Origin of the sequence: Bradyrhizobium retamae (assembly GCF_001440415.1) — a bacterium.
GTDB lineage: Bacteria > Pseudomonadota > Alphaproteobacteria > Rhizobiales > Xanthobacteraceae > Bradyrhizobium > Bradyrhizobium retamae.
Genome location: NZ_LLYA01000170.1, coordinates 239,454 through 252,645, shown reverse-complemented (window position 1 = coordinate 252,645; position 13,192 = coordinate 239,454). Strand labels below are relative to the sequence as shown.

Genomic DNA, 13,192 nt, shown 5'->3' with positions numbered 1-13,192 from the left:
AAGGCGCCGCGCTCATGGCTCGGGCCCTTGGGTAAGCCGCAAGCGGCCGCGGCCCTTGCCCGCCGGATTGTAGAATTGTACCAGGCCGAGCGCGGCGAGTGCGTTCCAAGTCGACCGCACGAACGGGGCGAGTTCGCCGGCGGCGAGTAAGACGCCGTTGCGATCAAACACGCCATCGCCGTTATGCTCCGACAGCCATTTCAGCGCGTCGCGCTGCGATTGGGTTAGCCGCGGCCTCATCGCTTGCGGTTCCTGCGGTTCATGGAGCGCGTGGCCCATTCCAGGTTTCCGCGTTGATCGTTGAGGCTTTCGCCGTCCTGGTGATCGCCGATCGTGTGAAGTTCGGACGGCTGCACCTTGCCCGAGCGCTTCAAGACTTCCTTGTGGAGCCAGATCGTCCGCGGCGCGCCGCCGGCGCCGCGGGGCGTCCGCCGCGCGTATCGCTTGGTTTTGGTGCGGTCCCAGACCCAGCCCCAGCGCCATTGCGACGCCCAGGCGTAATCCTCCGGCGACACCAGCGCGAAGATCTCGCAAGCGGCGTCGAGATAGATCCGGCGCGGCGTGTTCGGGTCGATCGCCGACAGCTCTTCCGGGATCGCTTCCGCGGTCGCGTGCAGCCAGGCGTCAGACAGGTTGAGCCGTTCACCTTCCGGGATTGCGAGACGATTACTCACCGCGGCGAGCCTCGATATCCGCTCGCAAAGCGTTGAGGAGCTCGCACAGCTCCGGGTCCGCGTTGAAGTCTACTATCGCCTCAATCTTGCGGACCGCATGCAGCACCGTGGTGTGATCGCGGCCACCGAAGCGCCGGCCGATTTCCGGCAGACTGCGGCCTGTCATCACCTTGGCGAGATACATGGCCACTTGTCGCGGTAGGACCAGCTTTGCCGTCCGGCGCGCGGACGTCATGTCGTTCATGTTGACGCCGTAGGCCGCGCAAACAACTTCCTGAATTTGGGACACGCGCAGCGGCGCCGGCGCCGTAACGCCCTCGATCTTGAACCAGGGCTTTTTCATCGGCGAGAGCTGTAGCGGCGGGAAATCCGGCGACAACACTTCCGCCACCGGTGGGTCGACTTGCGCGGCAACGGCCTTCGGCGCCGCTTCCATTTTCTCGTTGAGAGCTGCGGCCTTTTCGGCGATCGACTGCCGGAAGGCCGCGCGGCGCCGATGCGCCTTCAATTCTGTTTCGGTTGGCTGTCTTGCGGCGGCTGCGTTCATGGTGCCTCCGCCGCAATGAATTCAGGCTCTATCGCCACCGCCCAGGAGGCGAGCAACGCGCTCAAGCCGAGCAATATCCGAGCTAAAGTCCGTGTGATGCGCCGCACGCATTTTCTCCGCTACAGTTTGAAAAGTTGTCGCCAGCTTCGCGGCCTCTTTCCGGGCCTTGATGATTTCCGCCGCCCTCCGGACATCGCGCGCAGCGTGATGATCCAGATCAGTTATTTCGCCGTACCAGAGGCCACGCACCGCGCGGTGTGAGACCGTTTCCCTCTTCGTGCCGAGCGCACGCCGGACCGCACCCGGCACACGCGCCAACCAACTCCCTCTTGTGTCGCCCCACTCTTTCGGGCCGGCCACAACTGCAATTTCGTTACGCATGACGGTTACTCCGGAAAACTTTTTCCAATTCTTGGAAACCTCACGCGCTCAACTGAGCGCATGAAGGACGCAGAAAACGAGAACGAACCCTTTCCTTTTCAGTCACTCGCGCAGATCACCGCGCGCCTATTGCAAGGCGAGAAAACCAAGAATGAAGAACGACCAGCCGACAGAGCCAGCGAGCGCAACGACGAGCAGCGCGAGGAACAGCAGCGTCACTATGTCGAGCAGCGTTTGCGCGACCTTGCCGCGTTCGAAGCGCGAGCGCGCGGCGCATGGAAACGGCAATGAAACGTTTCCGAACGTCGGCGAAAAATCAGACATACGGATCATGCTGCCCGCTCGGCTTGCCGCGCCGGCAAGAAATCTTCCGCCGAAAGTTCAATGGAATTTTGGGCGGCATGATCCAACAGGCGACGATGGTACTGTTGCGGTATCAACCCACCTGTGCCGCCCTTTTGCTTCGGTCTTTTCCAATTCGAAACGCGCGTGCGATGCACAGCTACGAGGCTGGCGACGACTGCAGGTCCACCAAGTCTTGAGATAATTGTTTCAGCAGGCTCTAATTTGCTCATGCTTGCTATTGTAGCGTTAATCGCTACGCAATGCAAGAGCATGTAGCGATTATCGTCACAGACGCGACGTAGCGGGTTCCGCTACAATGAGATATGGCTGTAGCGAAACTGAAAAAGCCCGCGATTGCTCAATGGGTTGAGGAAGCGATGTCGCACGCCGGCATGTCGCAATCCGACCTAGCGCGGAGGCTGTCGGATCGGCTCAGGGTCGACTTCGATAGGTCGAAGGTGAACAAGATCGTTCTTGGCAAACGCAAAGTGTCAGCCGACGAGCTTTTTGCCATCGAAGAGATCACGAGCTTTCCAGCTCCGGCCGCGTTGAGGAATACTCCCCAGGCAGAGCGAATGCCAAAGGTGCTTCAAATTCCGCTTTTGGATACGGTGACGGCCGGCAAGCTCAAAGCGCCCTCCTCCCAAATCCCCATGGAGGATGTACCGCTACTGGCCTTCGCCGACCTCGGCCGGGGCGACTGGTTCGCGCTAAAGGTCGAGCAGGACGCCGATTCGATGGACCGGGTGTCGCCGCCAGGCTCTACGCTTCTGATCAACAAAGCTGATCGAGAGCTTCGCAGCGGCCGCTGTTACATTTTCTCGGTCGACGGCGAAACGACTTACAAGATGTGGCAGGACGGCGATCCGGCTTATCTGGCGCCTTTTTCCACGAACCCCAGCCACAAGCCGATTTTTATCCGCCGAAAGCGGGCCTTCGACGTGATCGGCCGGGTCAAGAGAACGGTATTGGATCTGTGACAGCCGCTTCCGACCATGAGTTCGGAGGCGTCTCAACCGATCTCAAACTTTCGGTCGTTGGTAACTATCTCCGACAGTTCACAATTGCTCTGCGCCCCCAATTCGAGCATCTTTGGTACGTCGATGCTTTTGCTGGTACGGGCGAACGCACCGTTATAATCCCAAGCCAGGCCGCCGACATGTTCGGGCCCGGCGCCGATGCGAGAATTGAACGGCAGCGCGGCTCGGCAAGAATCGCGATAGAGGTGGAGCCAAAATTTGACCGGCTTGTATTTATGGAGAAGCGACCTAAGCACGTCGCTGCGCTGAACAGTCTGAAATCGAGCCATCCCAATCGAAATATTGAGGTCATACCTGGCGATGCCAACACAGCGATTCTGTCGATGCTGCGAAATCAGAACACATGGGCACGAATCAGGGCAGTGATGTTTCTCGATCCCTACGGCATGACCGTGGAGTGGCAAACGCTAGAAGCTATCCGAGAAACACAGGCGATCGACGTTTGGTATTTAGTTTCTTTGTCCGGCCTCTTTCGACAAGCCACTCGCGACGCTGAGGATCTGGACTTCTCAAAGAGAGCGGCTCTGACGAGGATGATCGGTACTCCAGATTGGGAGAAAGACTGGTATCAGATGAGCCGCCGAACGGATATGTTTGGAGACGTAGATGAGCGCTTAGCCCGCACCGCAGAGGTAGATGATATGGAGCGCTATTTTGCGGATCGACTGGCCGACCTCTTCCCAGCGGTGCTTCCGCCGCTTCGGCTAAATGATGATCGTGGGATTCCGCAGTTCGCGCTTTTTTTCGCCATCTCAAATCCGAAGCCCGCAGCAATCGGCCTGGCAAAACGAATCGCTGGTCATATTCTGAAAGCGGGCATCTCGTCAAAAGTGCGCCCGTGAAGTAAGCGGCCAGTTGCTTTCTTGTTCTTTCCACCCCACTGCTTGAAGAAGAACGCAGTACCGTAGCGGCGGCACATCGCTTCAATCTCGTCCACCCACAGTGGATTCATCTCTCGAGCTCGAGGTCCGCTTTCACCTCCGACAATCGCCCAGTGGATGCCGTTGAGATCTCCAGCAGCAACCGATCCAATCAGAGGTTCGAGTGAAACAAACCTGATTGCAGCTGGCACGTGGCGAAGTGCATCGATCCGATCCAAAACGCGGCCGTCCTCCACACTGGTCCCGAGCCAGACATTCGGCAAGATATCGAAGGGCGATGCTGATAAGACATCGGCCATCCGCTCCGGCCGCTTCGTGAGAATCTGATAGGTATGGCGCGGCGTATTCTTCATCACCTCCCAAACCTTCGCGATAAACTCGACCGGAACGCCCTCATGAAACAGATCAGACATCGAGTTCACAAAGACCTTGCGTGGTTTTGACCACGACTTCGGTACCTCGAGCGATTTTTCATCGAGACGGATTTTGCCTGTCCAAACAGCGCGCTTTCCGCTCTTTCGAGTGAGGCCCCGATATTTTGCCGCACCCATAGATTCAAGCCTGGCCGCCATTCTCATCGCGTAGCAGTTGGTGCAACCCGCAGTCAGCACCGTGCATCCGGCCACAGGGTTCCAGGTCGCGTCGGTCCACTCAATCGATGTTTCGGCCATGCCAACCTCTTAAGTAGCCATAGAATCTCAAGAAAGTGGTTAGATTTGGTTACCGCCGCCACCTTCTAAAGCCCTCCCCGGCACCATGCCGACAGGAGGGTTTAGCACGGCCGCAAAATACTCGTAGCTTTTTTCGCTACGATCTCTTTACAACGTAGCGATTATCGCTACACTCTTCGTATCGCAAGACGGAGAGCCCGCTAATGTCCTACTACGCCGCAAACCCGTACTACGCTCCCGACGATTTCAGCGAGCAACGCGCCAAGCAGGCTTGCGCTGACCACGAAGCCGGGACCTGGTTCGCCTACGCCACCAAGCCACAGACCGCCCGCTATAACGCCCGCATGGAGGTTGCCGCTGCTTACCGCGGCGTCCCCCGTTGGGCGCGCGAGCGCGAAGCCGCGTTGAAGGAATTCGCCGAAACCACCGTCGCAGCTTCTGAGCTTTGCGCGGAGACAGTTCGCGAACTGATGAAAGCCGGCGAAGTCTCCGAGGCCCTGCAATATCGCTGGGAAGAACTCGCCGTGGCCGGCGCGATGGCACAGGCCGCGGAGTAAAGGCGATGAAGCATTTTCGTTTCAACGTCCGGTGTATCGACGGCCGGCTTTTCCGTCACGTCCCGCAACATGACGATCCCGATTTTGAGATTGACGCCGGCCGCTGCGAGGACTGCGACGGCGCCGGCTGCGATCGGCTGCACCACGCCAAGGCCGAGAAGATCGCCGGCGACAAGATCGTGACGAGCTATTTCCGCGTGCCGGGCCCCGCCCCGGAATTCGATTGGAGCGCGCACCGCGACAGCGACGAGCCCAGCGACAATGGGCACATGCTGCAAGGCTTCGGCCGCACCGAGCAGGAAGCAATTGACGACCTGGTGGCGGTTATCGAGGACGCGCGCGCATGAACGCGAATTCCGTCACCGGCGGCGCCGTCGAAAGGCGGACGATGGACTATTTCGACCGCTTGCCGCCATCCGCGCGCGCCGCCGTCGCAAATGCCCGGTTCGATTGGGTGCTGATGCCGTGGCTTCGACCGTGGGAAGCCGGGGAGATTGGCCCGATCGGCCTCACCGCGCAAATCGAACACGTCGACCGCGAGCGCGCCGCCAAGGAGCGACTTCGCATTTGGGGGCCGGATTACCCGGTGTTGTGCGGCGAACTGCAGACGATCCAGCCCCGCACCAAGAAGAGGAAGAACCGCCGATGAACGCCGTAGATCAGCAATTGCGCGAAGCCGCGAGTCAGGAAGCCCGCGCGCGCCGCGTCGAAATGTACGCCGATTGGCTGGCGCACGACGCGGACGGATTAGCGTTCGCCCTCGCCTACCCGAAGGAGCGGCCTTTCCCGCATTCAACCGCGATCCTCGCGGAAGCGCGCGGCCTGGTCGTGCTCACCCTCTCCCGGATCGACCTCGCCATTGAGGCCGACCGCGCCGCCCACGCCAGCCAGGAACAGGAGCCCGCCTAATGTCTGCCGTCGTTGAAATGACACCCGAGCCGCGCCGCAACCGACCCGTTGCCGCCGCCTCGCCCATCGACATCGTTCAAAACGCGCTGAAAAGCGGCAACGTCGAAATGTACCGCGAGGCCGTCGCGCTCTTCAAAGAGCTGGAAGGCATGGCCGCGCGCAAGGCGTTTGACAACGCTATGGCCGATGCAAAGGCCAGGATCCCGGTTATCCGGAAAAACCGCCGCGTCGGCTTCGATCACAAGAGCGGCGGCGACCGGACCGAGTACAGCCATGAGGACATGGCGGAAATCGCGCGCACCGTCGACCCGATCTTGTCGGACGTCGGACTGTCCTACCGCTTCCGCGTTGCCTCGCCGCTCAATGCCCCGGTTTCGGTGACGTGCGTCCTTTCGCACCGCGACGGGCATTTTGAGGAAACCACCTTGACCGCCGGCCGCGACGACAGCGGCAAGAAAAACGCAATTCAACAGGTGGGATCCACCATCACCTATTTGCAGCGCTACACCTTGAAGGCTGCGCTTGGCCTCGCCGCCGCGCAAGACGACGACGGACGGGGCAGCGAGCAGGAAGCCGAGCCCGAGACTTACACGCCGCCGCCCGGTTCGATCACTCAGAAACAGGTCGACTTCATCCGCGAGGCGCTCGAGGAAAAAGGCGCCTCCGTTACCGCCTTCCTGCAATGGGCGAAGGTGCCGCGCATCGAGAGCATTCCCGCCGGCCGCTATGCCGCCTGCGTCAATGCAATTGCAAACTTCAAAAAGGCTTGAGCAATGAACGCACTTGTTTCAATCGACGTCGCCACCCTGACGCCCGCCACCGTTTTCGCGCCCGGCGGGATGGAAGGCATCATTTCCAAGCTTGAGGCCGAGGTTCGAGCGATCGACCGGGATATTTCGACCCCGGAAGGCCGCGACGCAGTGAAGTCACTCGCCTACAAGGTCGCGCGCTCGAAAACCGCCCTTGACGATATGGGCAAAGAGCTGGTCGCCGACATCAAGAAGAAGGCCGGAGCCGTCGACGCCGACCGCAAGCTTGCCCGCGACCGCCTGGACGCCCTCAAGGAAGAGGTTCGCGGCCCGCTTACCGCATGGGAGGACGCCGAGGCCGCGCGCGTCGAAGGTGCTGAAAGGGCGCTTGTGTTTATCGTGACGGCCGCGCGCTGCGAGGCAACGCCGACCGCCGAGCAAATCGGGAACAGAATTCAATCCGTTCGCGACGTTCTGGCGGATCACGACTGGCAGGAATTCCGCGAGCGCGCCGACGCGGCCGCCGCCGACGTCGTTCCGGTGCTTGAAAGAATGCTTGCCGAGACGATCCAGCGCGACGCAGACGCCGCCGAGCTCGCCGAGCTGCGCCGGTTGAAGGCGGAGCGCGAAGAAGCCGACCGCCTCGCCGCGGCCGCAGAGCAGGCCCGCCAAGAGGCCGAGCAGCGCGCCGCCCGAGAGGCCGAGCAAGCCGCACAGGCCGCCGAGCGCGAGCGCCAGCGCCAGGAACAGGCCGCCCGCGACCAAGAAGCGGCCGTTGCCCGCGCGATCGAGCAGGAACGCCAGAAGGCCGAGCGGGAGAAGGCCGCGGCGATCGAGGCCGAGCGCCGCCGGCAGGAAGAGGAAGCCGCCCGCGTCGCCGCCATTCTCGCCGCCGAGAAGGCCGCGGCCGAGAAGCGCGCGGCGAGCGTCCGGCGCCGCGCGAAGGTTCACACCGAAATTCGCGCCGCGCTCACCTGCGAAATGATCGCTCCGCACATCGTCGACCGCATCATTGACGCCATTGCGTCCGGCGACGTCCCGCACGTTTCAATCACCTACTAAGGAAAAATCTCTGTGGAAATCATCAACTGCGACCAAAATTCCCCCGAATGGTTCGCCGCCCGCATGGGTATCCCGACCGCCTCTCAATTCGCAACCGTAATGGCGAAGGGCGAAGGCAAGACCCGCCGAACCTACATGATGAAGCTTGCCGGCGAGATCATCACCGGCGAGCCGATGGAGAGCTTTTCCAACGAGCACACCGAGCGCGGCCACAAGATGGAGGGCGAGGCCCGCGACCTCTACGCCTTCCAGACCGGCGCGCAGCTCGAGCGCGTGGGTTTCATCAAGAGCGGCCGCGCCGGCGCGAGCCCCGATAGCCTCATCGGCCAGGACGGCGGCGCCGAAATCAAAACCAAGCTTCCGCACTTGCTGGCGGAGCTCATCCTAAAGGACGAATTCCCGCCTGAGCATAAGGCCCAGGTCCAGGGAACGCTTTGGATCAGCAAACGGCAATGGTGGGATATCGCGGTTTACTACCCGGGCATGCCGCTTTTCGTGAAGCGGACCTTCCGTGACGAGCCTTACATTCAGAAAATCGCTACCGAAGTCGACAAGTTCAACGCCGAGCTCGTCGACGTTGTGACGCAGATCCGGCGCCGCGGCGAGGCGGTGGCGGCATGAACAGCATCAGTGAACGGCACCGCGCCGCCTGGGCCAAATGGGTCGGCAAGCCGCCGGGCCTCCCGCCGGATATGGCCGCCGAGTTCATTAAGCAGATGGAGGCCGGAAAGTCGCACGCGCAACTGACGAACGCTCGCGGTCCGCATTACATCGCCGCCCGCGAGCGCGTCAAAAAGCACGGTGAACTAAATCCGGAGTTTGCAAAGCGCGTCGCGGAACTCGCCCCCATCAACGCGCAAGCTCGTCTTGCCGCGGGCCGGGGTGCGCACAACCGCCAAAAGACCCACTGCAAGCACGGTCATGATTTGGCGGTTCACGGCCATATCCAAATCCAGAAAAATGGCTGGAAGTGGCGGCGCTGCCGACTTTGCACCGAAATGCACTCGCGCGCTGGCGGAGTGATCCGCCCGGAGGCGTTTGCCAACGCCGAAACACTACTTCGCAAGGGGCTGCCACTCTCCAAGGTGGTTAAGCACACGGTGCGTCGCTGGCCTGTATTTCAGAAGTATCGCGCCCTGAACCCGGAATTCGAGCGGATCATCGAGCAAACTAGGATAGTGCGCGTCGCCCAAACACGCATCATCCGAGCGCCGAACCTGACCGGGATCCTCGCGGGCACTCCTGACGCGACACTCGCCGCAGCCCAAGCCGCGGTAAGCGAGCGCGTACCCTACGACATCCGGCAGGAAGCAATCAGCCTGACGGTGATGGATGTTCTAGAGCGCCGTATCACGTTCAACGAGATCGCCGCCACTGCCCGACGGCACGTCAGCCGCCTCTACAGCCAGGATCGTTACCGGCAATCGCTCGATGCGCCCATTTGGAACGACAGCGCCACAACGCGGCTGGACATGCTGACAGAAGGCATATGGCAATGACCGGCCGCGCCGTCATCACCCTTAACAACAACGAAGAAAAGACCCGCGCCCGCTTCTGGATCGAGAAAGCGCCGCGCGGAACGCGCGTCGAGTTCAAGGGCCCGCAGCGAACCATTGAACAGAATTCGCGCATGTGGGCGATGCTGACGGACATCGCGACCCAGAAGAAGCACGCCGGCCGCAAATACACGACCGACCAATGGAAAGTGCTGTTCATGCACGCCTGCGGCCGAGAAGTGGCGTTCCTGCCCTCGCTGGACGGCTCGACGTTCATCCCATGGGGACAATCCAGCAGCGACCTCTCAACCGAGGAAATGAACGATCTGATCGAATTCATGTTCGCGTGGGGCTGCGAAAACAACGTGGTTTGGAGCGACCCGAAGGAAGTTGCCCTACGAGAGCTTGAGAGGCGCGCGGGATGAGCCTTCGCGGAGAGAAGCGAACCGAGTTTCCGCAGAGCGTCCGAAAGAAGGCTTTCGCGCGGTGCTGCCAGGAATGCAACGTTGAAGGCGTCGAGAACGTCCCTGGCGTTCCACAGTGCGAAGGGTGCGGCGTTCAACTCAGCCCGCGGACCGGCATCATATACGAACACGACCAGGCGGACGGCTTAGGTGGAGAGCCGACCTTGGGGAATTGCAAGGTCCATTGCCAGAACTGCGCCGACGTCAAGACGCACACCGAGGACAATCCGCGCATGCGAAAGGCCGATCGCGTGATGAAAAAAACCTACGGCCTGCAACCGACCAGGCGCGCGAAGATCGCGAGCCGCGGCTTTGCGAAGGCGCCCGAGCAGCGGAAGGCGTCCGCACCGGTCAACAAATGGAGGGGATTTTGACGCCTCCCGTTTGCAACGACTGCGCCCGGAAAGGCGATCGACCGACCACCGGACCGCAATGTTACGCGGCTTGCTCAATCTGCAACATCAAGCGCGCGTGTTTTGGAGACGATCCCGAGCCGCCGCGGCCGAGACTTAGGAGAATTCCGGAATGGCCGGACAGCTACCCGCTACGGTGACATTCACCGCCGAGCAAAAACGGAAGGCCGTCGACCGCGAGCTTTCCTACCGCCGCCGCGTCTATCCGCGCTGGATCGAGTAAGGCCGCATGACGAAGCGCCAGGCCGACGAACAGATTGCAATTTTCGAGGCGATCCGCGCCGACTACGAAACTGCCGAGCAGAAGGAGCGATTGATTTGACGAAGCGCGGCCTATCAAAGCAGGAAGCCGCCGACTATTGCGGCTGCGCCACGCTCGCGGCGTTCGACCGGTGGCGCCGACAGGGGATTGTCGACGTCAATCCGATCCCCGGGACCAACATTTACGACCGCAAGGCGCTGGACCTTGCCCTAGACGCCGCGTCGGGCATTGTGACACGATCGCCGGCCGAGGAACTGAGCCCGTACCAGCGTTGGAAAGCTGACAATGCGTCTAAGACGGAAGCCGCTTAAACTCCGCGGCATCAAGCGCACCGCGAAGAAGATGGCGGACGGGTCAGTCCGCATCTACCTGTATCACCGCGCCACCGGCCTGCCGCTGGATCCGGACCGGCTCGCCGAGAGCTACGCCGACGCCGAGAAGAAGAAGCGGCGAGCCGGCAAAAAGACGCTAACGGACCTGATCCGGTTTTTCGACACGTCGGAAACGTTCAACTCACTGAGCGAGGAAAGCCGCCTGCAATATCCGTGGAAGTTGAAGCGGATAGAAACCAAATGGGGGACCGTCCCCGAGGACACCTTTAACAACCAGGATGACGCCGACGCCTTCGCCGCCGACGCGCTGGCGTGGCATCAGGAGCTTGGCAAGACCTCGCACCGCTCCGCCGACAATCTCATGTCGGCGCTATGTCGCGTCCTCAGCTTCGCGAAAGAAAAACGGCGGATCAAATATCACCCGATCCCGTCGTTTGAGCGGCTGTACAAGAGCGACCGCGCGGACAAGGTTTGGCCGGAAGAGCTGCAACAGCAATTCATCAGGACCGCGCGCGCTGCGATGGCGACGGCAATGATCCTTGTGCGAAACACCGCCATGCGCGCCGCCGACGTCCGCAAATTCCCTTGGACGCGCTACGATGGCGAGAGGGTCCAAATTCGATCGAGCAAGACGAAAAAACTTCTGTGGATACCGGCCACGCGCGAACTAAAAGCGCACCTGGACGGGCTTACCCGGACCGGCGCTCTCGTCGTGCTGACGCCCACCGGCAAGGCATACACTCGGCGCTATTTCAACGAGCATTGGCGCGAGGACGCCGACAGGGTGAACGCCGGCGAACTGAATTTCCACGACAACCGCGGCACCGCCGCGACGCTGCTAGCCGAGGCTGGCGCGACTGCGCCAGAGATAGCCGAGGCGCTTACTTGGAGCGTGGACAAGGCACAGCGCGTGATTGATGCTTATCTTGCCCGCCGCGGCGTGCTGGCGGCGAACGCAATCCAGAAGCTCGAGGACTACCGAGACAAGCGGGCCGGCGTTGGGATGCCAGGGGGCGGAAATTGAGCGCGATCGGCGAACGTCCGGCGAACAGTTTTGGCAACCGAATGGCAACGGGCGGTTGGGTGGCAACTGCCCGTTCAGAAACGACCTTGAATTTGTTGAGTAAATTGGTCGGAGCGAGAGGATTTGAACCTCCGACCCCTAGTCTCCCAGACTAGTGCGCTAACCGGGCTGCGCCACGCTCCGATGCCGTTCCATTAGCTTTGATCAGGGCCCGGCGCAAGGCAAGAGAGCGGTCTCATTGAGGCCAATGGACCGGCCGGTTCCGCAGCCCTCAACCGTCCTTCAGCGCGTTATCCAGCAATTGCTTGCAGGCGATCAGGTCCTGCAGCACCCGCTCCAGGCGCTCGCGGTCGGCGTCCGACGGGCCCGGCTTGGCCCTCGCAAACGGCAGCAAAATGCCGTCGTCGTCGGTGTCGGCAAATCGGTAGTCGATTTCCTTCTCTTCTGTCTCGAAGTCCTCGTCGTCGGCTGCGACAGTCGGAATCTCGCCCTCATCGGGCTCCTGCAGGCTGAGGCCGATCGCTTCCTCGACAGCGCCGAAGGTGACCGCCGAGGTCTGGTCGGCAAGGCCCTGCACCGATTTGATACCGTGCTCTTTGAGGATCCGCTGCACGCCGCGGATCGTATAGCCCTCGCCGTACAGCAGACGGCGGATGCCCTTCAGCAGATCAACATCGTCCGGGCGGTAGTAACGCCGCCCGCCGCTTCGCTTCATCGGCTTGATCTGGGCGAACCGCGTCTCCCAGAACCGCAGCACGTGCTGGGGAATGTCGAGTTCTTCAGCGACTTCGCTGATGGTGCGAAACGCATCCGGGGCCTTGTCCAAGTGCCAGCTCCTCTCAACTTATTTCGTTGGTGAAGACGCGGTACTCGCCTTGCTACGCAGCCGTGCTATTCGATCTCGCTAGTCGGTTTTGTTAATCGGTCTTGTTAGTCGGTCTTGCTTTCGCCGTTGCCGGGCGCGTGGCCGTTGATCCGCTGCTTCAGGATCGCCGATGGCTTGAACACCATCACGCGACGCGGCGAGATCGGCACTTCAGTACCGGTCTTCGGGTTACGTCCGATACGCTGACCCTTCTTGCGCACCATGAAGGAGCCGAACGACGACAGCTTCACCGTCTCGCCCTTCTCCAGGCAATCAGTGATCTCTTTCAGAACGAGCTCGACAAATGCCGAGGATTCCGTTCGCGACAGGCCCACCTTCTGGTAGACCGCCTCGCACAAATCGACACGTGTGACTGTTTTTCCGGTCCCGGTCATCGCCTGCCCCGCACTCTCGGCGAACAATTTATTCCCTGAAATTATGAGGTTAGCACGCAATGGTCAACAGCGACCATCATGCAGAAGCATGGAACCGCACTACAATTTTAGACAGTATTTTTGCG

23 protein-coding genes and 1 tRNA gene are annotated in these 13,192 nt (G+C 61.1%); 16 read left to right on the top strand and 8 right to left on the bottom strand.

Annotated elements, in window-relative coordinates; translation table 11 throughout:
* Positions 1-12 precede the first annotated feature (12 nt).
* The 3 genes from CQ13_RS26645 to CQ13_RS47255 are packed head-to-tail and all read right to left on the bottom strand — an operon-like array spanning position 13 to position 1,221.
* The gene (locus tag CQ13_RS26645) at positions 13-240 is read right to left on the bottom strand and encodes a hypothetical protein (RefSeq protein ID WP_057845782.1); all 228 of its coding nucleotides are present in this window, start codon (positions 238-240) and stop codon (positions 13-15) included.
* Complete coding sequence (locus CQ13_RS26640; RefSeq protein WP_057845781.1) at positions 237-674, bottom strand: hypothetical protein; 438 nt, start codon at positions 672-674, stop codon at positions 237-239. The genes CQ13_RS26645 and CQ13_RS26640 overlap by 4 nt, the downstream gene beginning before the upstream one ends.
* The gene (locus CQ13_RS47255) at positions 667-1,221 is read right to left on the bottom strand and encodes a helix-turn-helix domain-containing protein (protein ID WP_057845780.1); all 555 of its coding nucleotides are present in this window, start codon (positions 1,219-1,221) and stop codon (positions 667-669) included. Before CQ13_RS47255 ends, CQ13_RS26640 begins: the two co-directional genes overlap by 8 nt.
* Before the next feature lie 15 nt (positions 1,222-1,236).
* Between CQ13_RS47255 and CQ13_RS43465 the strand changes: the two genes are divergently transcribed.
* Complete coding sequence (locus CQ13_RS43465; protein WP_156433921.1) at positions 1,237-1,482, top strand: hypothetical protein; 246 nt, start codon at positions 1,237-1,239, stop codon at positions 1,480-1,482.
* A gap of 180 nt (positions 1,483-1,662) precedes the next feature.
* On the top strand, positions 1,663-1,893 hold the full coding sequence (locus CQ13_RS43460; RefSeq protein ID WP_156433920.1) for a hypothetical protein: 231 nt from the start codon (positions 1,663-1,665) through the stop codon (positions 1,891-1,893).
* 38 nt (positions 1,894-1,931) lie between these two features.
* On the opposite strand, the gene CQ13_RS41525 is transcribed toward CQ13_RS43460, so the two are convergent.
* Positions 1,932-2,177, bottom strand: a complete 246-nt coding sequence (locus CQ13_RS41525) for a hypothetical protein (RefSeq protein ID WP_082637649.1) — start codon at positions 2,175-2,177, stop codon at positions 1,932-1,934.
* Between the two features lie 93 nt (positions 2,178-2,270).
* On the opposite strand from CQ13_RS41525, the gene CQ13_RS26620 reads away from it, so the two are divergent.
* Together CQ13_RS26620 and tcmP are read left to right on the top strand one after the other, a co-directional pair.
* Positions 2,271-2,927, top strand: a complete 657-nt coding sequence (locus CQ13_RS26620; protein WP_156433919.1) for a LexA family transcriptional regulator — start codon at positions 2,271-2,273, stop codon at positions 2,925-2,927.
* A complete protein-coding gene (gene tcmP, locus CQ13_RS26615) occupies positions 2,924-3,829 on the top strand; it encodes a three-Cys-motif partner protein TcmP (protein ID WP_057845776.1) in 906 nt (301 codons plus the stop codon). Before CQ13_RS26620 ends, tcmP begins: the two co-directional genes overlap by 4 nt.
* Here the strand turns inward: tcmP and CQ13_RS26610 are convergent.
* The gene (locus tag CQ13_RS26610; RefSeq protein WP_057845775.1) at positions 3,787-4,539 is read right to left on the bottom strand and encodes a DUF5131 family protein; all 753 of its coding nucleotides are present in this window, start codon (positions 4,537-4,539) and stop codon (positions 3,787-3,789) included. The genes tcmP and CQ13_RS26610 overlap by 43 nt on opposite strands.
* A gap of 203 nt (positions 4,540-4,742) precedes the next feature.
* Here CQ13_RS26610 and CQ13_RS26605 point away from each other — a divergent pair, with 203 nt between their 5' ends.
* The 12 genes from CQ13_RS26605 to CQ13_RS26550 all read left to right on the top strand — a co-directional run bounded on the left by CQ13_RS26605 (position 4,743) and on the right by CQ13_RS26550 (position 11,807).
* Positions 4,743-5,096, top strand: coding sequence for a hypothetical protein (locus CQ13_RS26605; protein ID WP_057845774.1), 354 nt, complete (start codon positions 4,743-4,745; stop codon positions 5,094-5,096).
* Positions 5,097-5,101: 5 nt separating this feature from the next.
* The gene (locus CQ13_RS26600; protein ID WP_057845773.1) at positions 5,102-5,443 is read left to right on the top strand and encodes a hypothetical protein; all 342 of its coding nucleotides are present in this window, start codon (positions 5,102-5,104) and stop codon (positions 5,441-5,443) included.
* A complete protein-coding gene (locus CQ13_RS26595) occupies positions 5,440-5,745 on the top strand; it encodes a hypothetical protein (protein ID WP_057845772.1) in 306 nt (101 codons plus the stop codon). Before CQ13_RS26600 ends, CQ13_RS26595 begins: the two co-directional genes overlap by 4 nt.
* Entirely contained in the window at positions 5,742-6,005 is a 264-nt protein-coding gene (locus CQ13_RS26590) for a hypothetical protein (protein WP_057845771.1), read from the top strand. The genes CQ13_RS26595 and CQ13_RS26590 overlap by 4 nt, the downstream gene beginning before the upstream one ends.
* Positions 6,005-6,775 (top strand): ERF family protein, encoded by a 771-nt coding sequence (locus CQ13_RS26585; protein ID WP_057845770.1) that lies wholly within the window; start codon positions 6,005-6,007, stop codon positions 6,773-6,775. Before CQ13_RS26590 ends, CQ13_RS26585 begins: the two co-directional genes overlap by 1 nt.
* 3 nt (positions 6,776-6,778) lie before the next feature.
* On the top strand, positions 6,779-7,816 hold the full coding sequence (locus CQ13_RS26580; RefSeq protein WP_057845769.1) for a hypothetical protein: 1,038 nt from the start codon (positions 6,779-6,781) through the stop codon (positions 7,814-7,816).
* A gap of 12 nt (positions 7,817-7,828) precedes the next feature.
* Entirely contained in the window at positions 7,829-8,437 is a 609-nt protein-coding gene (locus tag CQ13_RS26575; protein ID WP_347337059.1) for a lambda exonuclease family protein, read from the top strand.
* Positions 8,434-9,315, top strand: coding sequence for a hypothetical protein (locus tag CQ13_RS26570; RefSeq protein ID WP_057845768.1), 882 nt, complete (start codon positions 8,434-8,436; stop codon positions 9,313-9,315). Before CQ13_RS26575 ends, CQ13_RS26570 begins: the two co-directional genes overlap by 4 nt.
* Positions 9,312-9,737 carry a recombination protein NinB gene (locus CQ13_RS26565; protein ID WP_057845767.1) on the top strand — a complete coding sequence of 142 codons (426 nt, stop codon included), beginning with the start codon at positions 9,312-9,314 and terminating at the stop codon, positions 9,735-9,737. Before CQ13_RS26570 ends, CQ13_RS26565 begins: the two co-directional genes overlap by 4 nt.
* Positions 9,738-9,940: 203 nt before the next feature.
* On the top strand, positions 9,941-10,150 hold the full coding sequence (locus CQ13_RS43455) for a hypothetical protein (RefSeq protein WP_156433918.1): 210 nt from the start codon (positions 9,941-9,943) through the stop codon (positions 10,148-10,150).
* Positions 10,151-10,507: 357 nt separating this feature from the next.
* Positions 10,508-10,762, top strand: coding sequence for a hypothetical protein (locus CQ13_RS26555; protein WP_057845765.1), 255 nt, complete (start codon positions 10,508-10,510; stop codon positions 10,760-10,762).
* On the top strand, positions 10,737-11,807 hold the full coding sequence (locus CQ13_RS26550; RefSeq protein WP_057845764.1) for a tyrosine-type recombinase/integrase: 1,071 nt from the start codon (positions 10,737-10,739) through the stop codon (positions 11,805-11,807). Before CQ13_RS26555 ends, CQ13_RS26550 begins: the two co-directional genes overlap by 26 nt.
* Before the next feature lie 105 nt (positions 11,808-11,912).
* Here the strand turns inward: CQ13_RS26550 and CQ13_RS26545 are convergent.
* From CQ13_RS26545 to CQ13_RS26535, 3 genes are all read right to left on the bottom strand, one after another.
* Positions 11,913-11,990 (bottom strand) — tRNA-Pro (locus tag CQ13_RS26545).
* Positions 11,991-12,078: 88 nt separating this feature from the next.
* Complete coding sequence (locus tag CQ13_RS26540) at positions 12,079-12,633, bottom strand: MerR family transcriptional regulator (RefSeq protein WP_057845763.1); 555 nt, start codon at positions 12,631-12,633, stop codon at positions 12,079-12,081.
* 104 nt (positions 12,634-12,737) lie between these two features.
* A complete protein-coding gene (locus CQ13_RS26535; RefSeq protein ID WP_057845762.1) occupies positions 12,738-13,067 on the bottom strand; it encodes an integration host factor subunit alpha in 330 nt (109 codons plus the stop codon).
* Between the last annotated feature and the right edge of the window lie 125 nt (positions 13,068-13,192).